The sequence below is a fragment of the Corynebacterium sp. HMSC036D02 genome, assembly GCF_001836165.1.
GTDB lineage: Bacteria > Actinomycetota > Actinomycetes > Mycobacteriales > Mycobacteriaceae > Corynebacterium.
Window position 1 is genome coordinate 58,909 of sequence record NZ_KV827696.1, and the last position, 15,827, is coordinate 74,735.

General features: G+C 62.3%; 14 protein-coding genes. 10 read left to right on the plus strand and 4 right to left on the minus strand.

The window, feature by feature from the left end; translation table 11 throughout:
- The first annotated feature begins 15 nt into the window (after window positions 1-15).
- Window positions 16-363 carry a DUF2200 domain-containing protein gene (locus tag HMPREF2743_RS09760; protein ID WP_070818715.1) on the plus strand — a complete coding sequence of 116 codons (348 nt, stop codon included), beginning with the start codon at window positions 16-18 and terminating at the stop codon, window positions 361-363.
- A 33-nt stretch (window positions 364-396) separates the two neighbouring features.
- Here HMPREF2743_RS09760 and HMPREF2743_RS09765 read toward each other — a convergent pair whose 3' ends face one another.
- Both HMPREF2743_RS09765 and HMPREF2743_RS09770 read right to left on the minus strand, forming a co-directional pair.
- The gene (locus tag HMPREF2743_RS09765) at window positions 397-627 is read right to left on the minus strand and encodes a hypothetical protein (protein WP_070818716.1); all 231 of its coding nucleotides are present in this window, start codon (window positions 625-627) and stop codon (window positions 397-399) included.
- 1 nt (window position 628) lies between these two features.
- Window positions 629-1,549, minus strand: a complete 921-nt coding sequence (locus HMPREF2743_RS09770) for a nucleotidyltransferase family protein (RefSeq protein ID WP_246824496.1) — start codon at window positions 1,547-1,549, stop codon at window positions 629-631.
- Between the two features lie 147 nt (window positions 1,550-1,696).
- Here HMPREF2743_RS09770 and HMPREF2743_RS09775 point away from each other — a divergent pair, with 147 nt between their 5' ends.
- The 7 genes from HMPREF2743_RS09775 (at window position 1,697) to HMPREF2743_RS09805 (ending at window position 9,711) form a co-directional block, all read left to right on the plus strand.
- Window positions 1,697-2,674, plus strand: coding sequence for a DUF2891 family protein (locus HMPREF2743_RS09775; protein ID WP_070818717.1), 978 nt, complete (start codon window positions 1,697-1,699; stop codon window positions 2,672-2,674).
- Between the two features lie 88 nt (window positions 2,675-2,762).
- Window positions 2,763-3,746, plus strand: a complete 984-nt coding sequence (locus tag HMPREF2743_RS12970; protein WP_246824497.1) for a hypothetical protein — start codon at window positions 2,763-2,765, stop codon at window positions 3,744-3,746.
- Window positions 3,747-4,033: 287 nt separating this feature from the next.
- Entirely contained in the window at window positions 4,034-4,723 is a 690-nt protein-coding gene (locus tag HMPREF2743_RS09785; protein ID WP_070526439.1) for a hypothetical protein, read from the plus strand.
- A 263-nt stretch (window positions 4,724-4,986) separates the two neighbouring features.
- The gene (locus HMPREF2743_RS09790; RefSeq protein WP_070818718.1) at window positions 4,987-5,748 is read left to right on the plus strand and encodes a 5-oxoprolinase subunit PxpA; all 762 of its coding nucleotides are present in this window, start codon (window positions 4,987-4,989) and stop codon (window positions 5,746-5,748) included.
- Window positions 5,748-7,295, plus strand: coding sequence for a 5-oxoprolinase subunit B/C family protein (locus tag HMPREF2743_RS09795; protein WP_070818719.1), 1,548 nt, complete (start codon window positions 5,748-5,750; stop codon window positions 7,293-7,295). Before HMPREF2743_RS09790 ends, HMPREF2743_RS09795 begins: the two co-directional genes overlap by 1 nt.
- 24 nt (window positions 7,296-7,319) lie before the next feature.
- A complete protein-coding gene (locus HMPREF2743_RS09800) occupies window positions 7,320-9,089 on the plus strand; it encodes an acetyl/propionyl/methylcrotonyl-CoA carboxylase subunit alpha (protein WP_070818720.1) in 1,770 nt (589 codons plus the stop codon).
- 22 nt (window positions 9,090-9,111) lie between these two features.
- Window positions 9,112-9,711 (plus strand): GntR family transcriptional regulator, encoded by a 600-nt coding sequence (locus HMPREF2743_RS09805; RefSeq protein ID WP_070818721.1) that lies wholly within the window; start codon window positions 9,112-9,114, stop codon window positions 9,709-9,711.
- Between the two features lie 448 nt (window positions 9,712-10,159).
- Here the strand turns inward: HMPREF2743_RS09805 and HMPREF2743_RS09810 are convergent, their stop codons facing one another.
- Window positions 10,160-10,939: a putative hydro-lyase gene (locus HMPREF2743_RS09810; protein ID WP_371441235.1), complete on the minus strand. Its 780-nt coding sequence runs from the start codon at window positions 10,937-10,939 to the stop codon at window positions 10,160-10,162.
- Window positions 10,930-12,093, minus strand: coding sequence for an NRAMP family divalent metal transporter (locus HMPREF2743_RS09815; RefSeq protein WP_210383629.1), 1,164 nt, complete (start codon window positions 12,091-12,093; stop codon window positions 10,930-10,932). Before HMPREF2743_RS09815 ends, HMPREF2743_RS09810 begins: the two co-directional genes overlap by 10 nt.
- 344 nt (window positions 12,094-12,437) lie before the next feature.
- Between HMPREF2743_RS09815 and HMPREF2743_RS09820 the strand changes: the two genes are divergently transcribed.
- On the plus strand, window positions 12,438-13,598 hold the full coding sequence (locus HMPREF2743_RS09820; RefSeq protein ID WP_070818723.1) for an acetyl-CoA C-acyltransferase: 1,161 nt from the start codon (window positions 12,438-12,440) through the stop codon (window positions 13,596-13,598).
- Window positions 13,599-15,785, plus strand: a complete 2,187-nt coding sequence (locus HMPREF2743_RS13015) for a 3-hydroxyacyl-CoA dehydrogenase/enoyl-CoA hydratase family protein (RefSeq protein WP_070818724.1) — start codon at window positions 13,599-13,601, stop codon at window positions 15,783-15,785.
- Window positions 15,786-15,827: the final 42 nt, after the last annotated feature.

Consider the following 15,827-nt stretch of genomic DNA (forward strand, 5'->3'; position numbering starts at 1 on the left):
CGATATACTGCACGCATGTCTCACCGCATCTTTTCAGTGCCCTTCGCCGATATTTACCCGCACTACGTTAAGAAGGTAGAGCGCAAAGACAGGAGTGTCGGCGAGCTTCACGAAGTCATCACTTGGCTTACCGGCTACTCGGTTGAGGAGCTGGAACGGGTCCGGAAGCAAGAGGTCACCCTCGAGGATTTCTTCGAGCAGGCCCCGCACCTGAACCCATCCCGCTCCCTCATCACCGGCAGCATCTGCGGGCACCGTGTCCAGGACATCGAGGACCCACTGATGCAGAATATTCGGTACATGGACAAGCTCGTTGACGAGCTAGCCAAAGGAAAAGCCATGGAGAAAATCCTTCGCGGCTAGCTTTCGACAACTACGCTCTTCAAAGCTTTGAGCTTAATCCACAAAGGGATACGGCGGCGCGGTCTTCTCACGGAAGAAGTAGCGCGCGTGCGTGTGCCGAACGGACTCTAGGCTTTCAGCACCAATGGCAACGAGCTCAACGTCTGGGTCATCGTTGATTTGATCGAGGTCGTGACGGGCAAGAGTTGCCGCAGTTAGGGATTCAAACTCCGTGACATTCAGTGCACCCGTCGGACGGTGATACTTAATAAGAAAAGCCGGCATACTATTTACTCCCTTCCGACTCGTTTTCTGTCCGTCTCCGGTCGAGCTCACTAATTAGCCTATCTAACATCCTAGAAGTCCTTTGCCGCAATAGCCGGGCTTCACGCAACTCCACCGTTTCCACGGGGTGCTCGGCAAACGGAGAAGAAAGCACATCGAAGTATTTTTCTACTCTATGTACCACTTCTGAAAGCCCATGCAGTGAGCGGACCTGGGTTTCAAATTGCAACGGTACGTGCTCTCCGAACTCAAGGTATCGGATGCCGCGACCGTACAAGTCACCAGCAAGTTCATAAAGGTTAGCCCATCGTGACTGGAGCGCCGTCCGGAGCTGAAACTCAGCCCTGCCTGCTGGAGAGTAAATGTGTAAATGGATCGCTCTGTACCCAGAGTGCGGCTTTTCTCTCATGTCCTGAATTTTGACGCGGTCAGCTCCCCTTTCTTCCAAGTCTTGAGCAAGTAACTCCGCCAGTCTTGATTGCTCGGAGAGCGTCACATCAAAGTCCGTTCGCACTCCTGAAAAATCTTGGATGCTCTCCAGCGGAAAGCTCGGCATTCTCCGCAGTTTCTCTACGAGTACCGGCCGAGTCTTGACCCGCGAACCTATAAGGAATCGTTTCGAGTCCGGTTCCACAACGGAATCTGTCGAGCGCTCCAGCGGCACGCTCAGTTCATTCAGTGTCGACGCTGCCAAGGACTCAAGATGGTCACAAAGAGCAGACTGATGTATGAGTATGCGCCGATATAGCTCTTCATCGATCTCTTGCCCAGTGCGCAACGCACTACCTATTCGATGTACTTGTCTCTTACTAAACGTCGTCGGCCTGTTTTCCAAGAACTCCACAGTTCCCCCTTCTTCGATAGTGGCAACCCCAAACACGAAAGGTGTTGCCAGCAGTTCCAGACACCCTTGCTTGACCACGCATATGCGGTCCGTGCATCCCCCACCTCTTGGATGCCTGCCCAAAGACTACGAGGGTGACCGGACACCAACACCACAATTTCGCATATATGTTCGACGTTTGCGCTGAAAAGCACATCCCACCCTCAGCTTTGCCATACTTGACGCATGACCACGCTAGAGACTCATGCCAGCACCTGGGCGGAAGCAATTGTGGCCACACTCGAGCGCGAGTTTCCCACCGCGATGCACCACACGAGCACCAATGCGGATGACTGCACCGTGCGCCCACGCGAACTGCACCCCAGTTTCTACGGCTGCTTCGACTGGCACTCCAGCGTCCACATGCAGTATTCCGGCGCGCTACTAAACAAGGTTCTCGGGCCGGAGTCCCCCATCAGTCTTGCCGCGCTCCTCGACGATCGCCTCAGCCCCCAAACCCTCACCATCGAATACAACTACCTCCTTGAGCACCCCGGGTATGAGATGCCCTATGGACGCGCCTGGCTGTTGCAGCTCGCCTCGGTTCGCCCCACTGAAGCGATGGACAAACTCGTTGAACTAACCGCACAGCACTGCCATGGCTGGCTGGGGTCGCTCAACCAACCAGTGCGCCACGGCATGCATTCCAATACAGCCTTCAACCTTTTCCTCATCCTCGAGGCCGCGGAGAAGATCGGGCTAGATTCACTGGCAAGCTCGGTGCGCGGGGCTGCCGTCCGCCTTTTCGGCAATGACCGCGACTACCCACTGGACTGGGAGCTTTCCGGGCACGATTTCCTCTCCAACGGACTATCGGAAGCACTACTCATGTCCCGCGTGCTGCCGGATTTCCCGCGTTGGTTTGATGCCTTTCTCCCCCGTCGTTCCGAAGCGCTGGACTTCTTGACCACAATCCCAGAGGTGCTTGATCCAACCGATGGCCTCCTCGCCCACCGCTACGGACTGGCACTGACCAGGGCATGGATGCTCGTTGAGCTCGCCGAGCATTTCGACGCCTCCGTCCTGCCGCGCGCCCAAGCGCTGGCGGCCAGTGCGCAACCACAGCTTATCGACGGCCACTTCATGTCCACCCACTGGCTCATCACCTACGCACTACGCTTTCAACTCGCCAGTGAACGAAAGCCCGTGGAGGAGCTTCGGTAACAAGCGCTTCTCGACGCGTACTTACGGACTAGTCACTTACTGAGTAGTACTGTAATTTTCTAATTATCGTTCTTCTCAGGAGCTCACCATGGATTCTCGCTACTCGGCGCAGCGCGATAGCTACCGCCTGCCGGAAGAAGGGATCCGTATTGATCTTCGTGCTGAACGTGCACGCCGCAGCCGCTCTCCTCAAGGCCGCGCGGCCGCTACCCCTGAGCGCCCGCCCTACCAGCCACGACGCAACCCTAGTCAGCAACGATCAGCTGCTTCCTCATCGGTATCCACCCCCTCCCGGCGCTCTGCTTCCCCATCGGCAGCTGCCCAACAAACACCAACACGAACAGCGCCGACGAGAAAGCAAGGAACTTCACCACGGCGCCACGCAGCGCGCCATCGCCAGCCTGTCAGCCGTCGCGGGATGGGGGTTCTCCTGATTCTGGCGTTGGTGTTCATCGGGATTGTCGCCGCGCTTAAGTTCAATAAGGAACCGGAGGCCCCCGCACCGCAACCCACCGACGTGGTCGCAGAACCCACCGCAGTCATCGAGCCCTCCCCCGCAATCGAAATGTACATCCCCGCGATTGACGTGCGCACAGATTTCGAGGAAGGATCCTGCCGAATCAAAGACAACAAGATCAACCCTGACTCGATGAATAAGGCCTGCACCTACACGGCGGAGGATAAACCCTATTCACTACCCGGCACGGATGCTCAGGACATCGTGGTCATTGCTGGCCATACCGGCGCGGGCGTACCGGCAGTCTTTAATAATCTCTATGACGGCCGGGCAGATGAGCACAAGGCGTCTATAGGCGACAAGCTATACCTGCGCACACAGAACTCCGGGGATCAGTGGCTGGTGTACACCGCAACAGATCTGCACGATCCCTCAAAGGACGGTCTTGAGCAGGACGAGAGCATCTGGGGCGCCGATGCCCAGCCTGGTCGCCTGCTCACCATCAGCTGCATCCAGCCAGCCAACCCTCTAGCAGCGGCAGTGCGCAATGCCGTGGTGGGATGGCAGTTTGAAGGCGTAGCTGAAACACCTAAAGCCGCCGCAGACCAAGGCTAGATCCACCCGACATACCCCCATAGAGGGGGATGACCAGCTCGCCACACATTTATCGAACATTTTCCCAGTTCGCCTGTTTTCATTACGCACATTCCTGCAGGTCAGCAGACACCATGAGCCCAATCGAGCGAGCTTCCACATGTCGAACACGCAGTTCAATTAACGCGATAAGCGACCGCCATGCTAGCGAAACAAACTCTCCAAACCTTGTGACCTATGTGAAAGTTGTGACTATTGTGGTTCACGTTGGATCGAATCACTCTCACCATCCTCACAAGGAGAAACTTATGAAGCGCATCAACCGCACTCTGACCGCAGCCGTCTTGGCTGGCTCCCTCGCACTCGGCGGCACCGCCGTTGCCTCTGCCCAGATTCCGGCCCCGGCCGAGTTTGAACTCGATGGCGTGACCTACCAGAGGCAGGCCGACGGTACCTACGCGCACCGCAACGAGGACGGCGAGCTGGACGGAACCACCAAACTGACCGAAGAGCAGGCACAGTGGGCTTGGGAGCAGCTGCAGGCTCAGCAGGATCCTGAAGAGGAGGCTCCCGAAGAGGACGCTCCTGAAGACGAAGCTCCGGTCGAGGAAGACGAGGACTCCTCCTCCGAGTCCGATTTCGACAAGAAGAAGCTGGCTTGGCTGGCTCTGCCGGCAGCCCTCGTCATCGGTGGCGTGACCTGGTACCTGTCCCAGGACGGCAAGACCTACGTGAAGTCCCAGGAGGCTGCACAGCAGGGCACCCCGACCGCTGAGGAGAAGGCCGCTTCCGAGCAAATGCTCAACGCCAACAAGGACGAGGTCATCGCTCAGGGTGGCCAGGTTGCTGACAACACCGCCGCACAGGCACCGGCACAGTCCCGCGGTATCTCCGCTGAGACCGGCTCCAACACCGTTGCCCGCGGCCTCGCCGCACTGGCCTTCGCAGCCATGATCGCTGCTGGCGCCTTCGCCGCTCGCCGCAAGTTCTTCGCCTAAACACAACAGGCACCGCACACCGCGTTCCTCCCCTTCTCAAGGTAGAGGAACGCGGCCTTTGCGTTTTACCCCACACCCCCAGCAACATCTCAGTGACAGCACCAGTCAGCCGCACCCCCATCGCCGTCGCGATGGGGGTGCTTTCACTTCCCACGACTACACAGATGAGGGACACACTTCACAAACCGACGTGATGCGGGCTACACTAGGCACCCATAGATTGTTCAACAATTCGGGAACTATAGAAGAGGTGTCCTCCTGTTATGAGCGCGCTGCACATAGACCTCAACGCTGACCTCGGCGAAACCACCGCCGGCAACCCCGTGGCCGATGACGCCGCGATGCTCCAGCTCGTCTCCTCTGCCAACGTCGCCACCGGCTTCCACGCGGGCGACCCGCACTCCATCGCGGGCACTCTCAAGGCGGCCGCAAAAGCAGGAGTTACTGTCGGCGCGCACGTTGGATACAACGATCCAGCAGCATTCGGCCGCCGCTTCATCGATTACGCGCCCGCCGAGCTTGCCGACGAAGTCACCTACCAAATCGGTGCCCTCCAGGCCCTGGCCCAGGCCAACGGAACCCAGGTGGCCTACGTCAAGCCGCACGGCGCGATGTACAACACCATCGTCCACCACGAGGCCCAGGCCCACGCGGTTATCGACGGCATCAAGGCCTTCGGCGACCTGCCCGTCATGCTGCTGCCCGGCGGCATCGCCGTCGACATCGCCGAAAAGAAGGGACTCACCGTCATCCGCGAGGCCTTCGCCGACCGCAACTACAACCCCGATGGCACGCTCGTCTCACGGCGAAAGGCGAATGCGGTGATGGGTGATGAGGGGGACGTCGTCAAGCGCGTGCTCGAGGTCGCCGAAACCGGATCCATCACGGCCATCGACGGCTCCGTGCTCAACGTGGATGCCCAGTCGGTGTGCACGCACGGTGATTCGCCCGGCGCGGTGCAACTGCTGCGCGGTGTGGTCAAGGAACTGCAGGCGCGCGGGATTGAGATTCGGAGCGCCATCTGATGCATATTCACCCCGTAGGAACGCGCGCGCTGCTCATAGAACTGGAGGACTTGTCCCAGGTCATGGCGTGGCACGCGGCCCTCGACGCCAATCCGCTCAAGGACCAAGTCGACGCCATTGCCGCCGCCACCACCTTGCTGCTGACCTTTGCCACGCCGAATTCCGCCGCAGCTGCCGCTGAGAAGCTGCAGGACTTCCGCCCCACCGCGCAGGCGGGCGAGGATCCGCGCTTCGTGGAGATCGACGTTCTCTATGACGGCGAGGACCTCGACGAGGCCGCCGAGTTGATGGGGATGTCGCGCGAAGGCCTCATTGACTGGCACACGTCTACCGAGTGGCTCGCCGCCTTCGGCGGATTCGCGCCCGGCTTTACCTATTGCACCCCGGCTGACCCGGCGCAGAATTTCAACATCGAGCGCCGCGCCACCCCGCGCACCGCGGTGCCGGCGGGTGCCGTCGGTATTGCTGGCGGTTTCTCTGCGGTCTACCCGCGCGTCTCCCCTGGCGGCTGGCAGCTGTTGGGCACTACCTCGACCCCGATGTGGGAATCTGATGCCCACCCGCCAGCGCTGGTCCAGCCAGGCGACCGCGTGCGCTACCGCGCGGTGAGCTCGCTCCCAGATGTTGTGTCGACCACGCCTTTCGGCCGCCGCACACCGGCGCGCCTGCCGCGCTTGGAGGTCCTCGATGCCGGGCTGCTCACGCTCTTCCAAGACCAGGGTCGCCCCGGCCGCGGCAACTTGGGTGTTACGCCCTCGGGTGCAGCCGACCTAGCCGCGGCGGCCACCGCCAACGTCGCGGTGGGTAACCCCCGCGGTGCCACCGTGCTGGAGAATATCGGCGGCATCCGCCTGCGCGCGCTGACCGACGCCGTCATGTGCGTCACCGGCGCCCAATCCCGCGTCCTGCTGGACGATATGCCGGTGCACCTCGCGCGCCCAGTGCTCGTCACGGCTGGTTCGACTGTGACTGTGGATCCCGCGGCGGTAGGCCTGCGCAACTACATCGCCATCCGCGGCGGCATCGTGGCGGATGCAGAGCTGGGCTCGGCCTCCACCGATGTGCTTTCCGGGCTGGGGCCTGCACCAGTGCGGCTTGGCGACGTAATCGGTGTCCTCCCCCGCTCCACCGCGATGACCGATGCCCAGCTGAGCAACCCGATGCGCGTTCGCGAAGGCGCGCACGGCCAGACCGAGGGCGTGCTGCGCTGCGTGCTCGGTCCGCGCGATGACTGGTTCACGCCTGAGAGCCTGGAGGCCTTCCTGGCCACCGAGTGGACTGTGACCGCACAGTCCAACCGCGTGGGCGTGCGCCTGGTCGGCCCGGAGGGTTCCGTAGCGTTGAGCCGCGCCCGCCAGGGTGAGCTGCCCTCGGAGGGCATGGTGGCTGGCTCAGTCCAGGTCCCGCCGAGCGGTGAGCCCGTGATTTTCCTCCGCGATCACGCCGTGACCGGCGGTTACCCGGTCATCGCCACGGTCCTCGAAGAAGATATTGATATTGCCGCGCAGCTCCCGCCGGGGGCGACGGTCCGCTTTGAACTCGCTTAAACACTGATTAAGGAACAACCACACATGATTTCTGCAGTCCTTATTGCTAACCGCGGCGAGATCGCCGTCCGTATCGCCCGCACCGCGCGTGACTTGGGCATCCGCTCCATCGCCATTTACTCCGAGGCCGATGCCGGCGCCCTGCACACCCAAGTGGCTGACGAAGCTTACGCGCTGCCCGGTAACTCTGCGGCGGATACCTACATGAATATCCCAACACTCCTCGATATCGCCGTGCGCGCAGGCGCGGATGCCATTCACCCGGGCTACGGCTTCCTCTCGGAGAACGCCGACTTTGCCCGCGCCGTGGCCGAGGCCGGCCTGACATGGATTGGTCCCTCGCCGGAGTCCATCGAGCTGCTCGGTGACAAGATTGCTGCGCGCCGCGTGGCCGAGGAGGTCGGTGCCCCGCTGGCACCGGGTACCTCCGATCCCATCGATGACTGGCAGGAAGCCCGAGCCTTCGCTGAGGAGCACGGCCTGCCCATCGCCATCAAGGCTGCCTATGGCGGCGGCGGACGCGGTCTGAAGGTGGTGGAGAACCTCGAGGACATCGAGGCCGCGTTCAACTCCGCCGGCCGCGAAGCCAAGGAGGCTTTCGGGCGCGCGGAGTGCTACGTGGAGAAGTTCCTGACCCACCCGCGCCACGTGGAGGCGCAGATTCTGGCTGATACGCACGGCAACGTCGCCGTGCTGGGCACCCGCGATTGCTCCACGCAGCGCCGCTTCCAGAAGCTCATTGAGGAGGCCCCGGCGCCTGCGCTTAGCGACGAGCAGCGCACCGGCATCCACGAAGGTGCCCGCGCCATCTGCGCGAAGGTGGGCTACACCGGTGCAGGCACCGTCGAGTACATCGTCTCCGAGGACGGCACGATTTCCTTCCTCGAGGTCAATACCCGCGTGCAGGTGGAGCACCCGGTGACTGAGATGGTCACCGGCGTGGACATCATTGCGGAGCAGTTCCGCATCGCCTCCGGGGAACCCCTCTCCTTCGCGTCCGGCGCAACGTCCGATGCTTCCGCATCGGACCCCGTGTCGAACGGCCACGCCTTCGAGTTCCGCATCAACGCCGAGGACATCCTCAACGGCTTCGCTCCCTGCCCGGGCACCATTGTGCGCTTCGAGCCACCAACCGGCCCTGGCATCCGCGTGGACGCCGGCGTACGCTCCGGCTCCATCGTGCCGCCCTACTATGACTCGCTCGTGGCCAAGCTCCTAGTATGGGGCCCGACCCGCGAGATCGCGCTGAAGCGCGCGCAGCAGGCCCTCCAGGAATTCGACATCGAAGGTGTTCGCACCGTCCTTCCATTCCACCGCGATATGGTCTCCTCCCAGGTCCTCGTGGACCACGGCGATGCCGATGCCGCGGCCGGCATCTACACCGACTGGCTCGACCACAACTACCGTCCCTCCGCGGAAGCCACGAGCGCTACCGTCCCCGTCGAGGCCATCTACGCGCAGCGCACCCGCGTTGCGCTGGAGATCGACGGCAAACTAGTCAGCGTGGGCTTCCCCACCGATATGTTGGCGCAGGGGCAGGTGAAGGGGGCGTCGGCAAGCGCGGCCTCCGGTGCCAGCGCCAGTGGCAACGAAGTGACCAGCCCCTACGAGGCCAACCTCGTGGCATGGAACGTCGAGGACGGCGAGACGGTCGAGGAAGGCCAGGCCATCGCCACGATTGAGGCCATGAAGATGGAATCCGCGGTCAAGGCTCCGTCCGCGGGCAAGCTGAGCCGTGTTGCGAAGGAGGGCTCGAGGTTGGAACCCGGCGCGGTAATCGCCACGATTTCTTAAGCGGCGGGCTACTGTAAGTCGCATGCTTGCAGATTCCGTCGCCTCCGCGCTCCGCGCCGCCATCTCCGAGGGCGAGTACATGCCTGGGCAGCAGCTCAGCGAGGTCCGCGCGGCCGAGCGCTTCGAATGCTCCCGCAACACCCTGCGGGAGTCCTTCGCCATGCTCGCTTCCGAGCGCATCGTGGAGCGCATTCCGCACAGAGGCGTTTTCATCGCCACCCCGGATACCGATTTCGTGCGCGATCTTTATCTGGCGCGCGCCGCCATCGAACCGGCCGCGGCGCGCTACGCCACCTTCGAAGACCCGGGCGAGCTGGTGCGGCTGACCGAATCCGCCGTGCAAGACGGCGCTCCCCGCCCCCTCATCAACCAGCGCTTCCACCGGCAGCTGGTCGCTGGCTTGGGCTCGCCGACGCTGGACCGCTCAATGTCGCACCTGCTGGCGCGGATGCGCCTGACCTTCTTGTTGACGCTGGAGCGCTACCCGCAGATTCACGATAACCACGTGCAAGCCAACATCGACTTGGCTCACCTCATCGCGCAAGGCGAGCGCGAGGCGGCCGCCGATGCCTGCCGCGCAGACTTGATGCGCGCGATGGACTCGATTCTTCGGGTCCTCTAACCGCGCCTCCGCGGCACAGGACCGCCCGCGTTTGCAGGTACTTCTTTGCCCGCGGCTCCGTTTTCGCCAGCAGGCCTGCCCTGTGTTTACGGGCTCTCTTCGCCTGCGGTTCCGTTTTCGCCCGCGCAAACGGCTATTGACCGGGCTTCGGCACAGTTCGCAGATGGCATCTTCTAAAAGGCATCAGTCAAAAGGCGTTTTCACGCCTAAAAACGCCTTTTGGGTTGCACACATGGCGTTTTTAGCCCCAAAGACGCCTTTTGGCGGATGCCATCTGCGGGATGCCTTTTGTGAGATGCCATCTGCTGTCGGGCCACGCGGCAGCGTGCTCGGCGCCGTAGTCGGAGGTGCGCCGCGACTATTGTGAGGTGCCTAGTCACGGCAGGGGCCGTGGCGGCGTGGAACGGAGCGACGAGGCTCAAAAGCACTCCAGCCGCTTGCGTAGAAACTACGGGATGAGGAAATCGCGGTCCGGGATGTCGGTGACCAGCATCTTGCCCGGGGCATGCGTAATGGCCAGGCTGGGCCGCGAGTTCATCACGATGGCCTGCGGAGTCACGCCGCACGCCCAGAAGACCGGGATGGTGCCCTCCGGGATGTCGACGGCTTCGCCGAAATCGGACTGCGACAGGTCCTCGATGCCGATGGCAGCTGGGTCGCCCACGTGAACCGGGGCACCATGGACTCCCGGATAGCGGGAGGTAATGCGGACGGCATCGGCAACCTGGCTCGCGGGGATGGGACGCATGGAGACCACCATCGGCCCCGAGAAGGCGCCCGCCGGCGCGCAAGGAATCGAAGTGCGGTACATCGGCACGTTGCGGCCCTGGTCAATGTGAGCGATGGAAATGCCGTTTTCTACAAGCGCATTCTCAAAGGTAAAGGAACAACCGATGAGGAAGGAGACGATGTCGTCGGAGTAGAAGGGGGAAGCGTCGCCAAGCGTCTGCGTAAGCTTGCCGTCCTCGTAAATGTTGTAGGCGGGAATGTCCGTGCGGATATCGCCGCCCGGGATGAGTTCAGAGGTGAACTGCCCGGCCTCCAGCACGCCCACGATGGGGCACGGCTTGGGGTTGCGCTGCGCGAAGAGCAGGAAGTCGAAGGCGTACTCGCGCGGCAGCGCAATGAGATTAGCCTGCATGAAGCCGCGGGCGTGGCCGGCGGTGGTGGTCATGTCGTGGGCGCGGGCGAAGGCGCGCACTTCTGCGGGAGTCTGCATCATGCCCATAGGTTAACGATTCCCGAGATGGACTTAACGCCGATGAAGATTTCCAACAGCAGCGCCAGGACACCAGCGATGAGCAGCCACATCGGCTGCTTAACACCGTGCGTGAGGTCGTGGCGCTTGAACGCCACCCACATGACCATGGCGAAAGCGATGGGCAGGATGATGCCATTGAAGGCGCCCGCGAAAATGAGGAGCTTCTGCGGTGCGGAATTAAGAATGCCGAAGAGAATAGCGCAGACAACGATGAAGCCTACGGTTAGGAAATTGCGGGTGCGCGGGCTGACCTTCTGGGTGGTCACGAAGGTGATCGAGGTGTAGGAAGCACCGATAACGGAGGACAGGCCGGCAGCGAAGAGGACAACGCCGAAGGCGCGGAGACCAAATTCGCCAGCAGCGTGGCGGAAGGCATCGGCCGCCGTGTTGTCCTCAGAGAGCGCAACGCCAGTCGACACAACCCCGAGGACCGCGAGGAAGAGCAGCACGCGCATGATGCCGGTGACGATGATGCCGAGGACAGAGGTCTTGGTAATCGCATTGACGTTTTCCGGGCCGGACAGTCCGGAGTCAATGAGGCGGTGCGCGCCGGCGAAGGTGATGTAGCCGCCCACGGTGCCACCAATGAGGGTGGTGATGACGAAGAAGTCAACGCTTTCTGGCATGACGGTGTTCTTCAACGCCTCACCCACCGGCGGCTGAGAGACAATCGCCACGTAGAGCATGAGCAGAATCATGATGGCGCCCAGCGCGGCGACGATGCGGTCAAGTGCGACGCCGGCTCGCTTGGACAAGAAGATGAAGATGGCGATGGCGGAAGCAATGAGGCCGCCGATGCGGGCATCGATGCCCAGCAGGGCGTTAAGACCCAAGCCCGAGCCAGCGATATTGCCGATGTTAAAGACCATCCCGCCGATGAAGACGAGAATGGCGAGGAACCATCCGAGGCCAGGCAGAACAGTATTACCCAGCTCGTTGGCACGCATGCCGGAGATAGCGAGCACGCGCCACACGTTGAGCTGGATGGCGATGTCCACGATGATCGACAGCGCAATAGCGAAGGCGAAGGCTGCGCCCATCTGCACGGTGAAGACGGAGGTTTGGGTCAAAAAGCCGGGGCCGATGGCGGAGGTGGCCATGAGGAACATGGCGCCGGCCATGGCGCCGATGCCCTTGGGGGCCTGGGCTTCTTGCGGCGCGTTCTGGGCGGCTCCTTGAGCTGTTTCCTGGGAAGCTTCCGGAGCGGCTTCTTGGGAAGCGGAGGATTTGGTGGGGTCCGAACTCATTGTTGGGCATCTTTCGTGACGAAGGTCGCATTAAACGTTGGTGAAAGCATAGAGGTTGTTGAACAATCTGTAAACAGCGCGGGGGTGGCGCACGTTACACCCCATCAAAACTGAATGCCCCCACACACCCCCGCAAGACGACACCATTGCGCCCCTCCAAAAAGTGACCTAGGATACTAATTTAACTAATCATCATTCGTATTCTCCACGGAGGAACCATGACGCAGGACATCTACATTGCGGGTGCAGCACGCTTGCCCATCGGCAAATTTGGTGGAAGCCTTTCTAAATTTTCACTGATCGAACTTGGCTCTCTCGCAGCCGACGCGGCGATTGACCGTTCGGGCCTAAAAGGTGAAGATCTAGACACCGTCGTCGCCTCCAACGTCATGCCCGTCGTGCCGAAGGACCTCTACCTTTCGCGGACCATTGCTAAAAACGTAGGCATGCCGGACTCCTCCACCGCCATGGGTGTCAACCGCCTCTGCGGCTCCGGTGTGCAGGCAGTCATCAGCGCTGCGCAGCTGCTGCAGTCCGGCGACGGCTCCCTGGCCCTTGCCGTCGGCGCGGAATCCATGAGCAACGCGCCCTACTCCGTCGAAGGCGCGCGCTTTGGCAAGCGCATGGGTGACGGCAAGCTCTACGACTGGCTCACCGGCGCACTCTCCTGCCCCTTCGGCACTGGTCACATGGGCGTGACCGCAGAAAACGTCGTCGCGGATAACAACATCTCCCGCGAACACCAGGACGAATTCTCTGCTGAATCCCAAGAGCGCGCCGCCAAGGCCCGCGCGGAGAGCGTGCATTCAGAGGAAATCGTCCCGGTCGGTGAGTTGGACTTTGATGAGGGGGTGAGGGAGACGGACGTCGAGAAGCTGGCGAAGCTCAAGCCGGTCTTTGTTAAGGACGGAACCGTCACCGCCGGCAACGCCTCCGGCATCAACGATGGCGCAGCGGCCGCTGTGCTGGCCACCGCGGAGGAAGTGACCAAGCGTGGCCTGGACCCGCTGGCGAAGATTGTGTCTTGGTCCATCGCGGGCGTAGACCCGACGCGCATGGGTATTGGCCCCATCGCCGCCGTCCCGAAGGCCCTGGAGAAGGCAGGCCTGAGCTTGGCGGATATCGACCTTATCGAATCCAACGAGGCCTTCGCCGCCCAAGCCATTGCTGTGCAGGACCAGCTGGGCTTCGACCCGGCCAAGACGAACGTCTACGGTGGCGCCGTCGCGCATGGCCACCCGGTTGGTGCGACGGGCGTCATCCTGCTGACCAAGCTGGCTTATGCGCTGCGCCACCAGGGCAAGCGCTATGGCTTGGTCACCATGTGCATCGGCGGCGGTCAGGGAATCGCCATGATTATTGAGAATGGAGCGAAGTAAATGAGCATCACCAAGGTAGCCGTTATCGGCGCAGGTTCTATGGGTTCTGGCATCGCAGCACTCTGCGCGTCCGCAGGCATGGACGTGGTCTTGCTTGACCAGAATGTGGAGGGCGCTCAAAAGGGCGTCGATGTCCAGCTCAAGCGCAAAGGCTTCCACCTGCCAGAGTTCGCCGAGCGCGTGCGCGCCAGCGATGACTACGCGCTGTTGGAGGACCGCGAGTGGGTCATCGAGGCCATCTTCGAGGACCTCGGCGCCAAGCACTCGCTCTACGAGGCCATCGAGCCTTATTTGTCTGCGGATGCTCTGTTGAGTTCGAACACCTCGACCCTGCCGCTGGCCTCCCTCCTGGAGGGCGTGCCGGAGGCCCGCCGCGAGAAGTTCGCTATCACGCACTTCTTCAACCCGCCGAAGGTCATGCGTCTAGTGGAGCTCATCGCTTCCGGCTCCACGGAGGCCGCTCTGCGCACGACCATCGAGCAAACCCTGGGCAAGATTGCGCTCGAATGCCGCGACACCCCGGGTTTCATTGCCAACCGCGTGGGCTGCTACTGGATGGCCGCCGGTGTGGCACGCGCCCGCGAGTTCGACGTGAGCTACGAGCTTGCCGACGCCTCCTTCGGCCGTGCCTTCGGCATTCCGCGCACCGGTATTTTCGGGCTGCTCGATTACATCGGCCTCCAGCTGGTCAAGCCGATTTGGAAGTCTTTGGAGACGGCCCTGCCGGCGGGCGATCCGCTTCTTGACGTCCCCCTCGGCGATGACTCCTTTATCGAAGGTCTCGTTTCTCGAGGGCTCACCGGCCGCACCGGTGACGGCGGCTTTTACCGCGGCCGTGACGAGGTCATCAACGCCTCCTACGAATACGTACCCCGCACTCAGCCCACCGATCCTGTCGTGGGACTCAAAGATCCGCGCGAGGTCATGGAGACCGATTCGCCGGGCGGCCGTTTTGCCCGCGCCGTCTTCCTCGACACGCTGGCCTACTGCTGCGAGGTAGCACCATCCATCGCGGACCACGTGGGCCTCATCGACGAGGGCCTGACGTTGGGATTCGGCTGGAAGAAGGGCATCTTCGCGCTTGCCGACGCCATCGGCATCGACCATGTCGCCTCCGCCTACGGCTCCAACGTCCCGGCCTTGGTCTCCGCCGCGGCTTCGGCGGGCGGTTTTTACGGCAAGGGCTCGGTGCTCTCTTCTCAGGGAGAACGTCAGGAACTCGCGCCGCGCGAGGGTGTTGTCACCCTGGCTTCTCTGGATGCGGAGACCATCGTGTCTCAGGAGGCGGGCGCTGTCCACGCGGTCTCCACCCCGGCTGGCCGCATCGGCATCATCGACCTACACACCCCGATGAACTCCCTGCCAACGCCCGCCCTCGAAGTCATCCGTGCCGCTCTGGGCGCCGTGACCTCGGAGAACCTCGTCGCGCTGGTTATTGGTAATGACAAGCCGGTTTTCTGCGCGGGCGCAGACCTCGCTTCCATCGCTTCCGCTGGTGAGTCCGGCGATGCCTCGCTCGTCGAATCCCTCCTTTCGGACGGCTCGACCACCCTACGCGCCCTTAAGTTCGCCCCGGTTCCGGTCGTGGCCGCTGTGCGTGGCGTCGCTCTGGGCGGCGGCTTCGAAACCGCTCTGGCCTGCGACCGCATCGTGGCCCACGCCGATACCCGCCTTGGCTTCCCGGAGCGCACCGTGGGCCTCTACCCCGGCTGGACCGGCACCATCTCCTCGCTGGAGCGCCTCAAGGCGGCCGGTGTCGAAGACTATCACCAGAAGGCCTTCGATTTCATCGCGTCCGCCCGCAACTTCTCGTCTGCTTTCGAGGCACAGAAGGCTGGCTTTTTGTCCTCGGATGATGTCGTGCTCATGTCCTACGACCACGTCCTCGCCCGCGCTATGGAGGAGGCCGCCACCCTGGCCGGCTCCTACACCCCGCCGGCCGATGAGGAGATTGAGATGTACTCCGGCTCCCCCGCCCTCGACCGCGATTGGCCTATCGAGGGCACCACCGAGAATGACCACGTCATCGTGGCCAAGCTCGCCGAGATGTACACCGGCTCCGGCTCGCTGAGCTTCACCGAGTTCTGCGACCGCGAGGTGGAGTACGACGTACCGCTGGTCCTCCTGCCCGCCAACGTGGAGCGCGCCAAGCACATGGCCGCGACCCGCAAGCCGCTCAACAACTAGCCTGCGCCACCCTCCCCTTATTGCCAATGGAGTTGTGAACAT